This is a genomic window from Erwinia phyllosphaerae (genome assembly GCF_019132875.1).
Lineage (GTDB): Bacteria > Pseudomonadota > Gammaproteobacteria > Enterobacterales > Enterobacteriaceae > Erwinia > Erwinia phyllosphaerae.
Genome location: NZ_JAHSPF010000010.1, coordinates 54,948 through 69,805, shown reverse-complemented (window position 1 = coordinate 69,805; position 14,858 = coordinate 54,948). Strand labels below are relative to the sequence as shown.

The following is a 14,858-nucleotide window of genomic DNA, read 5'->3' as shown; positions in this document are numbered from 1 at the left end:
AAGGTCAATTTAATCGGTTGCCAAAACACCTTCAGTGTTGAGATAATTTTCCTCTGACTCTCGCACTATCGCTCATGAGGTTTCAGTTCATGTCCTGTCCGCTGTAGGACGGGGTATCATTAACGAATTGTCTTAGTAATACCGAAAAAATGGCAGAGAAACGCAATATCTTTCTGGTTGGGCCTATGGGTGCCGGCAAAAGCACTATTGGGCGTCAGTTAGCTCAGCAACTCAATATGGAATTTTTCGATTCCGATCAAGAAATTGAGCGACGTACCGGAGCGGATGTGGGCTGGGTATTCGACGTCGAAGGCGAAGAAGGCTTCCGCGATCGCGAAGAAAAAATCATCAACGAACTCACTGAGAAACAGGGCATTGTCCTGGCGACCGGTGGCGGTTCTGTTAAATCACGCGAAACGCGCAACCGGCTTTCCGCTCGTGGCGTTGTGGTTTATCTGGAAACGACCATCGAAAAACAGTTAGCGCGTACGCAGCGTGATAAAAAGCGTCCTTTGCTGCAGGTGGAATCTCCGCCGCGCGAGGTGCTGGAAGCGCTGGCCGACGAACGCAATCCGCTGTATGAAGAGATTGCCGACGTTACTATTCGCACTGACGATCAGAGCGCTAAAGTGGTCGCAAACCAGATTATCAATATGTTAGAAAAGAGCTAACCGCCAGTCCCCGCCTGTGGGCCAAAATTAGGGTGCTTCATGGAGAAGATTACCGTCACTTTGGGGGAACGCAGTTACCCCATAACTATCGCTGCCGGACTGTTCAACGATCCGGCTTCTTTTTGGCCCCTTAAGGCGGGCGATCGCGCTATGCTGGTGACCAACCAGACGCTGGCGCCGCTCTATCTTGAGCCTGTGCGCCAGCTGCTGTCCGACGCTGGCGTCAAGGTTGACCAGGTAATCCTTCCCGATGGCGAGCAGTACAAAACGCTGGCGGTAATGGACCAGGTTTTCACCGCCCTGCTGGAAAAGCCCCACGGTCGTGATACCACGCTGATTGCCTTAGGCGGCGGCGTTATTGGCGATCTGACCGGTTTTGCGGCCGCCAGCTACCAGCGCGGCGTACGTTTTATCCAGGTACCTACCACGCTGCTTTCCCAGGTGGACTCCTCCGTTGGCGGTAAAACGGCCGTGAATCATCCGCTGGGTAAAAATATGATCGGCGCGTTTTATCAGCCGGCTTCGGTGGTTATCGATATTGATTGCCTCAGCACGCTGCCCGCTCGCGAACTGGCGTCTGGCCTGGCGGAAGTGATCAAGTACGGCATCATTCTGGACGGCGAGTTCTTTAGCTGGCTGGAGGCAAACCTGGAGGCGCTGCTGGCGCTGGACGGCAAGGCGATGGCGTACTGCATTCGCCGCTGCTGTGAGCTAAAAGCAGAAGTGGTCGCTGCCGACGAGCGTGAAATGGGTCAGCGCGCGCTGCTGAACCTGGGACACACGTACGGTCACGCCATTGAAGCGCATATGGGTTACGGCAACTGGCTACACGGCGAAGCCGTTGCGGCCGGAATGGTGATGGCGGCCCGTACGGCCGAGCGCCTGGGGGAATTTTCCTCTGCCGATACCGACAGAATTATCAGGCTGCTGCGGCGTGCCGGACTGCCGGTACAGGGTCCGGAAAGCATGAAGGCGGAACATTATCTGCCGCATATGCTGCGCGATAAAAAAGTGCTGGCGGGTGAACTGCGCCTGGTGCTGCCGCTGGCTTTAGGCCGGGCCTGCGTGCGCGGCGGCGTCGGACATGATACGGTGCTGGCTGCGATTAACGATTGTCTGCCTGACCGTTTATAACACTGCCGCATCAAGCGGTGCTGCTGCTTTACTGGAGGAGCCTCAATGGACGATTTTAAACCGGAAGACGAATTAAAGCCCGATACCAGCGATCGCCGCCCACAGCGGTCTCGCAAGCCGTCTTCTGCTCCTAAAGTACCCGTTTCCCGCCAGCAGATGATGATGGGGATCGGCATTCTGGTGCTGCTGCTGATTGTTATCGGCATCGGTTCGACGCTGACGTCATCAGGCGATGGCGACCAGCAGAAGCAGCAGGCAACCGCGCCAGCGGCTTCCGGCAGCGGCGATAAAAATATCGATCTGTCCGGCTCTGCCTCTATCAGCGGGCAAAGCGGTGCGCAGCAACCGGCAAGCGATTCAGCCGCGCCTGCTAACGCGCCAGCGGATAATGCATCCACAGGTAACGCGCCAGCAGATAACGCTGCCGCGGGCAATGCGCCTCAGGAACTTAGCGCACCGCCGGTATCCTCTACGCCAACCGAAGCGCAACCTCTGCAAACGCCAGCTGGCCAGCAGCGTGTTGAGCTACCGGGCGATCTAAACAACGCGCTTTCCAGCCAGCAAGGACAGGTTGATTCTGCCGCATCCGGCGGGCAGGAGAGTTCACTGCCGACCGGACAGGCAACCGTAGCGGGTGGTGGTACGGTGAATAAACCTGTCACTGCGCCAACGCGCCAGCTGGCACCTGCGCACAAACCGGCCGCGACGTCGCATCAGGTTACGCAGCCGCAGGTTACGCACAAGGCCGCCACGTCTAAACCGGCTGCCGTAGCCAGCGAAAGTCGCTCTCAGCACGCACCAGCGAAAGCTGCGCCTGCCGTGACGGGCGGTAACTATACGCTCCAGCTGAGCAGCGCCTCACGTTCCGATACGCTGAACGCGTGGGCGAAAAAGCAGAATCTGAGTAGCTATCACGTCTATAAAACCACGCGCAACGGCCAGCCGTGGTATGTGCTGGTCAGCGGCGCTTACGCTACGCCAGCAGATGCGAAGCGCGCGGTTGCCTCGCTACCGGCAGAAGTCCAGGCGAAAAGCCCCTGGGTGAAACCGGTCAGCCAGGTGAAGAAAGAGTCAGAAAATTAACGGCTAACCGGCCTGAAGAGATCCTCTGCCAGCCCGCGTTATGCGGGCTGGCAATTTAAAGCGCAGATATGCTGTCGGTGTGACCGCAGCCAGAACAGTAAGTGTAATAAAACGACGGCATGAAAAAAAATCGCGCTTTTTTAAAATGGGCGGGCGGAAAATTTCCGCTGCTTAACGATATCCAGCGTCATCTGCCAGAAGGCGAGTGCCTGATTGAGCCCTTCGTTGGCGCAGGATCCGTATTCCTTAACACGCACTTTCCGCGCTACGTGCTTGCGGACATCAACGGCGATCTGATCAATCTCTACAACGTGGTAAAAGATCGCGTCGACGAGTTTGTAGCGGATGCGGCCGCGCTGTTTACCAGCGAAAGTAACGATGCGGAGTTTTACTACGCTCGTCGGTTTGAATTCAACCATTCTACCGATACGTATCGCCGCAGCGTGCTGTTTCTCTACCTTAATCGTCATTGCTACAACGGACTGTGCCGCTACAATTTAAGCGGTGAGTTTAACGTGCCCTTTGGCCGTTACCGTAAACCCTATTTTCCTCGGGATGAGCTGTACTGGTTCTCTGAGCGCTCGCAAAACGCCACCTTTATCTGCGAGTCGTACGCTGATACGCTAGGTCGGGCGCAGCCGGGTTCGGTCGTCTATTGCGATCCGCCTTATGCGCCGCTGTCGGCGACGGCGAATTTTACCGCCTACCACACCAACAGTTTCAGCCTGCAGCAGCAGCAGCACCTGGCCGAGCTGGCGCAAAAGCTGGCCGTTGATAATCGTATTCCGGTATTGATTTCCAATCACGATACGCCGCTGACTCGCGAATGGTATCAGGCCGCACAGCTGCATCAGATCAAAGCCCGACGCTCGATCAGCCGCAGCGGCAGCGGACGCCTTCAGGTCAATGAGCTGCTGGCGCTGTTTAGCAGCGACTGAACCTCAACAGCTCGACGTGCCTGTCGTCAGGCGCGCTAATTGGGAGAAATGGATGAAAAAGTTTTTACTAGCTCCGTCAATTTTGTCTGCAGACTTTGCCCGCCTGGGCGAAGACACGGCTAAAGCGCTGGCTGCCGGTGGCGATGTCGTACATTTTGACGTAATGGACAATCACTATGTGCCCAATCTGACGATGGGGCCGATGGTGCTGAAAGCGCTGCGTGATTACGGTATTACTGCCCCGATTGATGTGCATCTGATGGTGAAACCGGTCGATCGCCTGATCCCCGATTTTGCTAAGGCTGGCGCCAGCTACATTACCTTCCATCCGGAAGCGTCAGAACACGTTGACCGCACGTTACAGCTGATTAAAGAGCACGGCTGCAAGGCGGGCCTGGTGTTTAATCCGGCGACTTCGCTCAGCTATCTTGACTACGTGCTGGATAAGGTTGACGTGGTGCTGATCATGTCTGTGAACCCAGGGTTCGGCGGCCAGTCGTTTATCCCCGGCACGCTGGACAAGCTGCGCCAGGCCCGTAAGCTCATCGACCAGAGCGGCTACGATATTCGTCTGGAAGTGGACGGCGGCGTGAAGGTAGAAAACATTGGCGAGATTGCCGCAGCGGGCGCGGATATGTTCGTAGCGGGTTCCGCTATCTTCAATCAGCCTGACTACAAAAAAGTCATTGATGATATGCGTACGGAACTGGAGAAATCACGTCATGGCTCGTTTCACTGATATTCGCGCGCTGGCGTTCGATCTCGACGGGACGCTGACCGATAGCGCACCGGGCCTGACCAGCGCAGTAGACGCGGCGTTACAGGCGCTTGATTTACCGGCTGCCGGCCTTGAACGCGTTTCTACCTGGATTGGCAACGGCGCGGACGTACTGATTGAGCGCGCGCTAACCTGGGCGCTTGGCCATCAGCCAGAAAGCGATTTGCTGCGCGACGCCCGCGTGCTGCTTGATAAGCATTACGCCACCGTTGTCGAAAGCGGCAGTAAACTGTTTCCCGGCGTCAAAGAGGGGTTACACAAGCTGGCGGCAACCGGTATGCCAATGGCCGTGGTGACCAACAAGCCGACGCCGTTTGTGGCACCTTTGCTGGCTTCTCTCGGCATCGACAGCTGCTTTTCGCTGATTATCGGCGGCGACGACGTTATCGCGAAAAAGCCGCATCCGGCACCGCTGTTTCTGGTGTTGGGAAAATTTGGCCTGCTACCCGCCGAGCTGCTGTTTGTGGGCGATTCCCGCAACGATATCCAGGCCGCGCAGGCGGCAGGCACGCCCTGCGTGGGCCTGACATACGGCTATAACTACGGTGAGCCGATTGCGAGCAGCCAGCCGACGCTGGTGCTCGACCATTTTAACGATTTGTTGCCCGCACTCGGGCTGGAGCAGGACGAAAAAAGATGAAACCCATCGTATTTAGCGGCGCACAGCCTTCCGGCGAACTGACTATCGGTAACTATATGGGTGCGCTGCGTCAGTGGGTCGGCATGCAGGACGATTACGACTGCATCTACTGCATTGTCGATCTCCATGCGATCACCGTGCGCCAGGATCCTGTTGCGCTACGTAAAGCCACGCTGGACACGCTGGCGCTCTATCTGGCCTGCGGTATCGATCCGCAAAAAAGCACGATTTTTGTGCAGTCACACGTGCCGGAGCACGCGCAGCTGGGCTGGATCCTGAACTGCTATACCTATTTCGGCGAGCTGAGCCGTATGACGCAGTTCAAAGATAAGTCCGCGCGCTATGAAGAGAACATCAATGCCGGACTGTTTGACTATCCGGTATTGATGGCGGCAGATATTCTGCTTTATCAAACTACTCAGGTACCTGTTGGTGAAGATCAGAAACAGCATCTGGAGCTGAGCCGTGACGTAGCGGCGCGTTTCAACGCCCTGTATGGCGACGTGTTCAAAGTGCCCGAGCCGTTTATTCCTGAATCCGGTGCGCGCGTGATGTCGCTGCTGGAGCCGACCAAAAAGATGTCCAAGTCGGACGATAACCGCAACAACGTTATCGGCCTGCTGGAAGATCCTAAGTCGGTAGTGAAAAAGATTAAGCGCGCGATGACCGACGGCGATGAGCCACCGGTGGTGCGTTACGACGTTAAGAACAAAGCGGGCGTCTCTAACCTGCTGGATATCCTTTCCGGCGTGACCGGCACCAGCATCCCCGAGCTGGAGCAGCAGTTTGCAGGCCAGATGTATGGTCATCTGAAAGGTGCGGTAGCCGAAGCGGTATCCGGCATGCTGACCGAGCTGCAGGAGCGCTATCACCGTTACCGCAACGACGAGGCTTTGCTGGAGCAGGTAATGCGTGACGGCGCGGCGAAAGCGCGCGCTCAGGCGCAGGAAACGCTGAAAAAAGTGTATGAAGCCGTAGGCTTTGTCGCTCAGCCGTAACGGTTTGCGAAGCGGCCCTGTGCCGCTTCAGATTGTTAACGGCCATCAGGGCGCTTTCATGCCGATGAACAGAGGCAGAGCAAAACACGGACACGCCGTGAAATTATCCCTGATGGCCTGGTTGCTACCTTCGCCTGTTAAAACCAGCGCAGCCGCTCGCGTAACGCCACTACCCGGCCAATAATGATCAGCGACGGGCTTTGTGCCTGTTGTGCCAGCGACGCCAGTTCATCCAGCCGCCCGCTGACTACCCGTTGCCTGGTCGAGGTGCCGTTTTCTACCAGCGCGACCGGCATTGCGCCATCCATTCCGTGCTCCATTAGCTGTTTCTGAATGTCTGCCGCCTGCGTCAGACCCATATAAAACACCAGCGTTTGCTTTTCTGCCGCCAGGTTCTGCCAGTCCAGCGAGCCGTTCTTCTGCACGTGACCGGTGACCAGCCGCACGCTTTGCGCATAGTCGCGGTGGGTCAAAGGAATACCGCTGTAAGCGGAACAGCCCGATGCCGCCGTAATGCCCGGCACCACGGAAAAGGGAATGGCCGAGTCCGCCAGCGTCTCCAGCTCTTCCGCGCCGCGACCAAAAATAAAGGGGTCGCCGCCTTTAAGACGCACGACGCGTTTACCCTGCTGCGCCTGCTCCAGCAGGAGCTGATTGATGGATCCCTGCGGCACGCAGTGGAAACCGGCGCGTTTGCCGACAAAAATCCTCTCTGCATCTCGCCTGACCAGCTCCAGCACTTCTGCCGAAACCAGCCGATCGTAAACCACCACGTCCGCCTGCTGGATCTGCTGCAAGCCCTTTAGCGTCAGCAATCCCGCATCGCCAGGCCCGGCACCGACCAACACCACTTCGCCACGCTGCTCCAGCGGTTCGGTAAGCAGCGCTTCCGTCAGGCTTTCAGCCTGCACCACGTCACGGTTAGCGAGCATTTGCGCCAGGCGATCGTGGTGGAAAAGCTTTTCCCAGAAGCGTCTGCGCTGGCTGCTATCTGCAAAAGCACTTTTCACCTTTGGCCGCAGTGAACCCGCCCAGGCGGCGACTTTCCCCAGATGTTGCGGCAGCAGCGCCTCAATTTTTTCGCGCAGCAGGCGAGCCATTACCGGCGCGTTGCCCGAGCTGGAAATGGCCACCAGCAGCGGTGAACGGTCTACGATGGAAGGGATAATTACGCTGGCGCTTTCAGGCGCGTCCACCACGTTACAGAAAATCTGTCTGGCTTCGGCGCTGGCGCTGACCTGCTGGTTAACTTCGTCATCGTCGGTAGCGGCTATCACCAGCCAGCAGCCCGCGAGCATCTCGGGCGAAAACGCGGCATGATGCAGCGTAAGCGCCTCTTCCTGCTGCCATAGCGTGAACTGAGGAGAAAAATGCGTAGCGCAGACGCGCAGATCCGCGCCCGCTTTCAACAGCAGGCGCGCTTTGCGTTCGGCAACCGCGCCGCCGCCGACCAGCAGCACGGCTTTACGGCGCAGGTCGCAAAAAAGAGGGAAGAAATCCATAGGTGGCTCACAGGCAAGAAAAGGGGCCGCCGACCGGCGGCCCTGAGTTAAAGCGCAACTTCTACTATACCGTCACACACTCTGGCAGGCCAGGTGGGCACGGAGCGGCTTTCATCCTCCATGCACAGGCCATCGCTGAGGCGAAAGCGCTGTTTCTTCAGCGGGCTGGCCACCCATAGCGTCTGCTGATGTTCTGCAATAATGCCGCGCGAAAGCACGCTGGCCTGCGCAAAGGGATCGATATTGCTCAGCGCAAACACTTCTTCGTCGGCGCGCGGGCGGAAAAGCGCTACCTGCACACCCTCCACCAGCGCGCAAACGCCGGTAGCGGGCTGGATATGTTCTAACGGACAAACGCGATGCCACTGGCTCACTGTTCTTCCTCCATCACGATAGCGATACGCTCTTCCGGACGCGCAGGACGGTGCTGCTGGCGTTCCGCCACGCTTTGCACCAGCGGATCGCGCTGCTCGCTGTTGATAAAGTGGCTGAAGCGGGCAAGCCGTTCCGGCTGTGCAAGCGTGGCCTGCCATTCGCAGATAAACCGTTCACGCAGACGGGCCAGATCGGCTTCCAGCTGCGCATTCAGCCCCAGCTTGTCGGCAATGATGACCTGCTTCAGATAGTCGATGCCGCCGTCCAGGCTTTCCAGCCACAATGAGGTGCGCTGGAGCTTGTCGGCCGTGCGGATATAGAACAGCATAAACCGGTCCAGATAGCGGAATAAAGTTTCCCGATCCAGATCCGCCGCCAGCAGGTCGCCGTGGCGCGGCTTCATGCCGCCGTTGCCGCAAACGTAGAGGTTCCAGCCTTTTTCCGTGGCAATAATGCCAACGTCTTTGCTCTGCGCTTCCGAACATTCCCGCGTACAGCCGGAGACGCCAAACTTCATTTTGTGCGGCGTGCGGATGCCTTTATAACGATTTTCCAGCAGCACGCCCAGCCCGACGGCGTCGCCGACGCCGTAGCGGCACCAGCTGCTGCCTACGCAGGTTTTTGCCATGCGCAGCGCTTTGGCATAGGCGTGGCCGGTTTCGAATCCGGCGTCGATCAGCGTTTTCCAGACCGCAGGTAAATCATCTTTCTGCACGCCAAACAGGCCGATGCGCTGCGAACCGGTGATCTTGGTATAAAGCCCATACTTGTCGGCAACTTCCCCAATGGCTATCAGGCCCGCTGGCGTGATTTCACCGCCTGCAGAACGAGGGATAACGGAATAGGTGCCGTCTTTCTGAATATTGCCTAAAAAGCTGTCGTTACTGTCCTGTAAAGGTACCAGCTGCGGCTGAAGGGCGTAGTCATTCCAGCAGGAAGCCAGCAGCGAGGCGACCACGGGTTTACAGACTTCACAACCGTAGCCCTGGCCATATTTGCCGAGCAGCTGGTCAAAAGTCTGGATCTCCTCCACGCGGATCAGGTGATACAGCTCCTGGCGAGAATAGTGGAAGTGTTCGCAAAGGTTACTGTTAACCTCAATGCCCTGGCGACTTAGCTCGGCGTTGAGTACCTGAGTCATTAACGGCACGCAGCCGCCGCAGCCGGTGCCCGCTTTGGTTTCCGCTTTTAACGCCGCCACGGTGTGGCAGCCGTTATGTACGGCCAGCAGCAGATCGCCTTTGGTCACGTCAAAGCAGGAACAGATCTGCGCCGTCTCCGGCAGCGACTCTACGCCGATAGCGGGTTTATCGCCCGCATGCGCTGGCAGGATGAGCGCATCAGGATTTTCCGGCAGCGCTATACCGTTGAGCATCAGCTGGAGCAGATTACCGTAATCGCTGGTATCGCCAACCAGCACCGCGCCAAGCAGGCGGCTGTTGTCAGCACTGACCACGAGGCGCTTATAAATTTCTTTGTTTTCGTCCAGGTAAACGTAGCTGCGCGCGCCTTCTGTACGGCCGTGCGCATCGCCAATGCCGCCTACGTCCACGCCCAGCAGCTTGAGTTTGGCGCTCATGTCCGCGCCGGTAAACGCGTTCTGCTGGCCCAGCAGGCTATCGGCCGTTACCTGCGCCATCTTGTAGCCCGGCGCGACCAGGCCATAAACGAGGTTTTGCCAGGCGGCGCATTCCCCAATGGCATAGATATCCGCGTCCGCCGTCTGGCAGCTATCGTTAATGATAACCCCGCCACGCGGGCCAACCGGTAAGCCTGCTGCTCTGGCAAGGCTGTCCTGAGGACGGATACCGGTGGAGAAAACGATAAAATCGACGGCAAGCTCGCTTTCATCGGCAAAGCGCAGCGTTTTTCCGCCTGACGGGCTGTCGGTAATCTGGCGGGTATTTTTGCTGGTGTGCACCCTGACGCCCATATTTTCAATTTTCTGCCGCAGCAGCTGGCCGCCCATTGGATCGAGCTGCTCCGCCATCAGCACCGGCGCGAATTCCACTACATGGGTTTCAACCCCTAAACTTTTCAGCGCGCCTGCTGCTTCCAGGCCCAGCAGCCCGCCGCCGATGACCGCGCCGCTCTGGCTATGGCGGGCGCGAGATTCAATGGCGTCCAGATCTTCAATGGTGCGATAAACAAAGCAGTTTTTGCCTTCCGCACCGTTAATCGGCGGGACCCAGGGATAAGAGCCGGTTGCCAGCACCAGCTTGTCATAGGGAACCGCGCGACCGGTATCCGAAAAGACCACTTTCTGCTGGCGGTCGATAGTTAAGGCTTTCTCACCGGTTAGCACGCTAATTTTATGGCTGGCATAAAAGCCGTCCGCCACCAGCGACAGCTGCTCAGGATTATGATGGGTGAAATAAGCGGAGAGGTGTACGCGATCGTAAGCAACGCGCGGCTCCTCGCAAAAAACGGTGATGGCAAACTGGTCAGGTGCGGCCTTTTCAGCCAGCTCTTCAAGCAGGCGATGGCCGACCATGCCGTTGCCGATAATAACGAGTCGGGTGCGCATTTTGCCTCCCATAGCAAAAGAATGCCGCTACAATAGCGCGGCGTCCTTCAGGGTTATTGATGTATATCAAGGCACTTTCCAAATACTCCTTTATGGGTAGATGACTGATTAATAAACATTTTTAGATAAGTTATGGAAATTTCAGGCTTTGCCTGCGTTTTGTCCTGTTTGAATAGTGTTAGGGTTAACAGACCATTGGTGCTCAGGAGCGTCTTTTATGCAGCCTTCTTCTTTAAAAAGCATTTATCACGTTCGCTTGCCGGAGCGTGAAGGACTCTGGCAGATTGACATCCGCGACGGCAAAATCGCGGCTATATCGCCCCAGACTCAAAGCACGCCTTCCGCCGATGCGCTGGATGCGGAAGGCGGGCTGGCTTTTCCGCCGTTTATCGAACCTCATATCCATCTTGATACCACGCAAACCGCAGGCGAGCCGGCATGGAACGCCTCCGGTACGCTGTTTGAAGGCATCGAACGCTGGGCAGAACGCAAGGCGCTGCTGAACCACGAAGATGTAAAAACGCGCGCTTACCAGACGCTAAAATGGCAAATCGCTAACGGCATCCAGCACGTGCGTACGCATGTGGACGTTTCCGACCCTGGTCTTACCGCGTTGCGGGCCATGCTGGAAGTAAAAAGTGAAATGGCGCCCTGGGTAGATATACAGATTGTGGCTTTTCCGCAGGAGGGGATCCTCTCTTATCCGGACGGCGAAGCGCTGCTGGAAGAGGCGCTAAGGCTCGGCGCGGACGTGGTTGGCGCTATTCCGCATTTCGAATTCACCCGTGAATATGGCGTCGAGTCGTTACACAAAACCTTCGCGCTGGCGCAGAAATATCAGCGCATGATTGACGTTCACTGCGATGAGATAGATGACGAACAGTCGCGCTTTGTCGAAACCGTCGCGGCACTGGCGCTGCGCGAAAAGATGGGCGCGCGCGTTACCGCCAGTCACACTACGGCAATGCATTCATATAACGGCGCTTATACCTCGCGGCTGTTTCGTCTGCTGAAGCTTTCCGGCATCAATTTTGTCGCCAATCCGCTGGTTAATATCCATCTTCAGGGGCGTTTTGACAGTTATCCCAAACGGCGTGGCATAACGCGCGTAAAGGAGATGCTGGAAGCGGATATCAACGTCTGCTTTGGTCACGATGATGTTTTCGATCCGTGGTATCCGCTTGGCACCGCCAATATGCTCCAGGTGCTGCATATGGGGATGCATGTTTGCCAGCTGATGGGCTATGGTCAGCTGAATGAAGGAATGAAACTTGTCACCGACTACAGCGCCAGAACCTTGCAGCTGACGGATTATGGTATCCGGCCCGGCAACAGCGCTAACCTTGTTATCCTGCCTGCGGAAAATGGGTTTGACGCGCTGCGCCGCCAGGTGCCAACGCGCTATTCAATTCGTCAGGGAAGGGTGATTGCAAAAACGCAGCCTGCGGTAACGACGATCCATTTGCAGGAGAGCGAACAGGTGGATTTCCGGCGCTAGCCGCGTGGATAAAAAAGGCCGGTTACCCGGCCTTTTTTATTAATGTGAGGACATATGGCCATGCAGCTTGTGCTTGCTGACAAAGCCCAGCAGCAGACACATCACAAAGACCACCGCGTACAGCAGATTAGAGGTAAACAGGGCAGCATGAGCGCCGTGCTTATCCACAATCGGGCCGGTGACGACAAAGGTCAGCATGGTGCCAACGGTGCCGCAGGTCAGGATAAAGTTCACCAGTTTAGGGGAAGAGACTTTAGTCTGTAGCGAACCCAGCGTAATCAGCGTGGTGTAGATAGCGCTGGAGAAGAAGCCCAGGCTAATCATAATCCACTTCAGCATCGCGGCGTCGCTGCTGCTAATAAACCAGTACATCAGCACGGTTGCCAGCAGGGCCAGTACCGTCACAATGCGCTGCGGATCGAAGAAACGTAAAATGGCGCTAAATGCCCACATGCCAATCATATAGGCGGTCCAGAAGTTGCCGACCAGCGCGCCGGCCTGCGTCAGATCCATTCCCATGCTTTTGGTCGCGTACAGCGGTACCCAGCCAATAAAGCCAAGCTGTCCCAGGATGTAGCACAGCGCGGCAATCGACAGAAAGAGTACGCCAATGCCCCATTTCTCTTTTTCTACATTCTGCACGGCGGCCTTTTTGCCCAGCACCGGGAACTCGAAGCAGAGCGCCAGCACAAAAATCGCTACATAGATCAGACCAATACAGGCATAGACCCAGTACCACGGCAGTGCACGAGCCAGCAGCGCGGCGGCAATAATCGGGAAAATGGTGCCCGCCATGCTAAAGAAGGAGTCGGTAAACAGCAGACGCGAACCGCGCTGGCGGCCTTCATACAGATGCGTAATCAGGAAAGTGCCAATCGACATGGTAATGCCGCTGACCACGCCCAGCACAAACATACACAGCGAGAAAACGCTGAGCGAGTGGCTGGTCATCAGTCCCAGCACCGACAGCACCATCAGCACGAAGCCGAACATCAGCTGGCGTTTGAGCGGCACGATTTCCATCAGCCAGGCATTCAGGAAAACAGCGACCAGGATGCCGGCGTTAAGAAAGGTGAAGGTGTTGCTCATCTGCGCAACCGGCAGATGGAAGTAGTCAGCAATATTTTCCAGCACCATGCCGGTGACGATTACTACCGCGCCCGTGAGCGCATAGGAAAAAAAGCTGATCCAGGTTAACCCGATTCGGTTTCGATTAGTCATAGTGTGGCCTGTGGGGTCAAAAATCGTGAAGCAGGACGCTCACGCTAAGCGTGGGCAGTGTAGCGGTAATCGTGATCTGCTTAAATAAATAATGTAACTATTCCCGAGCGTATTCATTACTTTCGTGACGAATATCACCGTTTTCTGCCTGGCGAAAGCGTTTGCGTCGCGGTTCACCAGGTAAATAAAGGTAAAACGCTGGCGCACAGATAACCGCCTCTTTACAATCAACTTTCGGCCTGTAGCCCTTAAGTAAGGAATCTTTCATGTTAAAACGCACTTTGACAGCGGTCGCCACCGTTTTTGCGCTCTCTACGCTCTCTACGCTCTCTACGTCTGCTCTGGCGGCAAAGGGAGACACGCACGTGCTGCTGACGACTTCCGCTGGCAATATTGAGCTGGAACTCAATAATCAAAAGGCCCCGGTTTCCACGAAAAACTTCGTTGATTACGTTAATAACGGCTTTTATAACAACACCGTTTTTCACCGCGTGATCCCCGGCTTTATGGTGCAGGGCGGCGGCTTTACCGCTGATATGCAGCAGAAACCGACCAATGCGCCCATTAAAAACGAAGCGGACAATGGCCTGCTGAACAAGCGCGGCACCATCGCCATGGCCCGCACCGCCGATAAAGACAGCGCCACCAGCCAGTTCTTTATTAACGTCGCCGACAACGCCTTCCTGGATCACGGCCAGCGTGACTTTGGCTACGCCGTCTTTGGTAAAGTTATCAAAGGCCAGGACGTCGCGGATAAAATCGCCCAGGTGCCGACGCAGAACGTAGGGCCTTACCAGAACGTTCCCGTTAAGCCTGTAGTTATCCTTTCCGCAAAAGTCCTGCCTTAACGCTCCGCATGGGGGATTGCTGCTTATACTTAACGCTTCAGCAGCAATTACCCCTTCAAGGAGAAACCATGTCTAAAAAGCTCACCGATAAGCAAAAAAACACCCTCTGGCAGCAGCGCCTGCCAAATAATTTCCTGGCGAGCTTTTTATTAAGCGGCGCTTTGCCCGAGCTGGGCGCGCGCAATCCGGGTTTGCCTCACCTGCGGGCGATGCACCGTGAACTTTTCCAGGACGTGCTGGACGATGCCGGTGAACTGCGTCAGGTAGATATCACTATTGGCGACACGCCCTGCTGTCATTTCGAATATATCGAAAAAGAGGGAAATGCGCTGATGCAGGCGCTGGAAGAGGAAAACGGCCTTGCCGATCTTCCGCCTGAGCAGCTGGCCGAAAGGTTGGCCTGGTACTACTGCGAGCTGACCGTGCTGCACCCTTTTTTACGCGGTAACGGACGTGCCCAGCGTCTGTTCTTTGAACAGCTGATTATCCACGCCGGCTACGATATTCAATGGAACCGCATTGACCGTGAAAGCTGGCAGCTTGCCGTTAAAGCAAGCCTGGCAGGCGATCTGGCACCGCTGACCGACGCGTTTGGCAAAGTGGTAAGCGAGTGGGAATAAACCGGGTAGAATAGCGCCGTTTATT

At 56.4% G+C, this 14,858-nt stretch carries 14 protein-coding genes; 10 read left to right on the top strand and 4 right to left on the bottom strand.

Annotated elements, in window-relative coordinates; translation table 11 throughout:
- Positions 1-149: 149 nt before the first annotated feature.
- The 7 genes from aroK (at position 150) to trpS (ending at position 6,242) form a co-directional block, all read left to right on the top strand.
- Positions 150-671, top strand: a complete 522-nt coding sequence (aroK, locus tag KUE00_RS16995; protein ID WP_004160692.1) for a shikimate kinase AroK — start codon at positions 150-152, stop codon at positions 669-671.
- Between the two features lie 39 nt (positions 672-710).
- Complete coding sequence (aroB, locus tag KUE00_RS16990) at positions 711-1,805, top strand: 3-dehydroquinate synthase (protein ID WP_246761142.1); 1,095 nt, start codon at positions 711-713, stop codon at positions 1,803-1,805.
- A 45-nt stretch (positions 1,806-1,850) separates the two neighbouring features.
- Positions 1,851-2,888 (top strand): SPOR domain-containing protein, encoded by a 1,038-nt coding sequence (locus KUE00_RS16985; RefSeq protein WP_246761140.1) that lies wholly within the window; start codon positions 1,851-1,853, stop codon positions 2,886-2,888.
- A 119-nt stretch (positions 2,889-3,007) separates the two neighbouring features.
- Positions 3,008-3,826 (top strand): adenine-specific DNA-methyltransferase, encoded by an 819-nt coding sequence (dam, locus tag KUE00_RS16980; protein WP_246761138.1) that lies wholly within the window; start codon positions 3,008-3,010, stop codon positions 3,824-3,826.
- A 52-nt stretch (positions 3,827-3,878) separates the two neighbouring features.
- The gene (gene rpe, locus KUE00_RS16975; RefSeq protein WP_246761137.1) at positions 3,879-4,565 is read left to right on the top strand and encodes a ribulose-phosphate 3-epimerase; all 687 of its coding nucleotides are present in this window, start codon (positions 3,879-3,881) and stop codon (positions 4,563-4,565) included.
- Positions 4,549-5,244 (top strand): phosphoglycolate phosphatase, encoded by a 696-nt coding sequence (locus KUE00_RS16970; protein ID WP_246761135.1) that lies wholly within the window; start codon positions 4,549-4,551, stop codon positions 5,242-5,244. The genes rpe and KUE00_RS16970 overlap by 17 nt, the downstream gene beginning before the upstream one ends.
- Positions 5,241-6,242, top strand: a complete 1,002-nt coding sequence (gene trpS / locus KUE00_RS16965) for a tryptophan--tRNA ligase (RefSeq protein WP_246761133.1) — start codon at positions 5,241-5,243, stop codon at positions 6,240-6,242. Before KUE00_RS16970 ends, trpS begins: the two co-directional genes overlap by 4 nt.
- A 137-nt stretch (positions 6,243-6,379) precedes the next feature.
- On the opposite strand, the gene cysG is transcribed toward trpS, so the two are convergent.
- From cysG to nirB, 3 genes are read right to left on the bottom strand one after another with little or no spacing between them, the layout of a single operon-like run.
- Positions 6,380-7,744 carry a siroheme synthase CysG gene (cysG, locus tag KUE00_RS16960; RefSeq protein ID WP_246761131.1) on the bottom strand — a complete coding sequence of 455 codons (1,365 nt, stop codon included), beginning with the start codon at positions 7,742-7,744 and terminating at the stop codon, positions 6,380-6,382.
- A 47-nt stretch (positions 7,745-7,791) separates the two neighbouring features.
- On the bottom strand, positions 7,792-8,118 hold the full coding sequence (nirD, locus tag KUE00_RS16955; RefSeq protein ID WP_246761129.1) for a nitrite reductase small subunit NirD: 327 nt from the start codon (positions 8,116-8,118) through the stop codon (positions 7,792-7,794).
- Positions 8,115-10,646, bottom strand: a complete 2,532-nt coding sequence (gene nirB / locus KUE00_RS16950) for a nitrite reductase large subunit NirB (RefSeq protein WP_246761127.1) — start codon at positions 10,644-10,646, stop codon at positions 8,115-8,117. The genes nirD and nirB overlap by 4 nt, the downstream gene beginning before the upstream one ends.
- A 217-nt stretch (positions 10,647-10,863) precedes the next feature.
- Between nirB and KUE00_RS16945 the strand changes: the two genes are divergently transcribed.
- Complete coding sequence (locus KUE00_RS16945; RefSeq protein WP_246761125.1) at positions 10,864-12,144, top strand: cytosine deaminase; 1,281 nt, start codon at positions 10,864-10,866, stop codon at positions 12,142-12,144.
- 39 nt (positions 12,145-12,183) lie between these two features.
- Here KUE00_RS16945 and tsgA read toward each other — a convergent pair whose 3' ends face one another.
- Positions 12,184-13,365 (bottom strand): MFS transporter TsgA, encoded by a 1,182-nt coding sequence (tsgA, locus tag KUE00_RS16940; RefSeq protein ID WP_246761123.1) that lies wholly within the window; start codon positions 13,363-13,365, stop codon positions 12,184-12,186.
- A gap of 266 nt (positions 13,366-13,631) precedes the next feature.
- On the opposite strand from tsgA, the gene ppiA reads away from it, so the two are divergent.
- Positions 13,632-14,213 carry a peptidylprolyl isomerase A gene (gene ppiA, locus KUE00_RS16935; protein ID WP_246761121.1) on the top strand — a complete coding sequence of 194 codons (582 nt, stop codon included), beginning with the start codon at positions 13,632-13,634 and terminating at the stop codon, positions 14,211-14,213.
- A 68-nt stretch (positions 14,214-14,281) separates the two neighbouring features.
- On the top strand, positions 14,282-14,833 hold the full coding sequence (locus KUE00_RS16930) for a putative adenosine monophosphate-protein transferase Fic (RefSeq protein WP_246761119.1): 552 nt from the start codon (positions 14,282-14,284) through the stop codon (positions 14,831-14,833).
- The last annotated feature ends 25 nt before the right edge of the window (positions 14,834-14,858 follow it).